General features: G+C 69.5%; 1 protein-coding gene. It reads right to left on the minus strand.

Annotated elements, in window-relative coordinates; genetic code table 11:
* Positions 1-433: PAS domain-containing protein (locus AACY45_RS28810; protein ID WP_339548881.1), on the minus strand; the 433-nt coding region annotated here is incomplete at both ends.

Consider the following 433-nt stretch of genomic DNA (forward strand, 5'->3'; position numbering starts at 1 on the left):
TGGCGCGCGCGACGTGCATTTCCCAGTGCTGGTCCTTCGTGCCCAGCCCGACCAGATTGATCGGCCCTTGCGGAACGCCGGTGGTCGGGCTGGCCAGGCGTTCGGCGGCACCGGGGTGGCGGATGGCGACGCGCACATCCTCGCCCACGATATGCTTGCCGAGCAGCGCCAGGGCGACCGCATTGGCATGGGTGACGCGCCCGTCCGCCACGATCAGGACGGGGTGCACGATCGCCTGAATCACGTCCTGTACGTCGGGCGGGCTGGGCTGGCGGATGCTTTCGACGGGGCGTAGCATTTCGATCGGGCCGTCGCCCGTGCCCGTTGCCGCCAACGCCGCCGCGATGCCGCCGACCAGGGTGATGATGGCGGGCTGCAGATCCCAGTCGAGCAAAAACACCGCGATCGCCGCCACGACGACGATGGCGATGGC

Source organism: Pseudomonas sp. RA_35y_Pfl2_P32 (genome assembly GCF_963970735.1).
In the GTDB taxonomy this organism is placed as follows: Bacteria; Pseudomonadota; Gammaproteobacteria; order Pseudomonadales; family Pseudomonadaceae; genus Aquipseudomonas.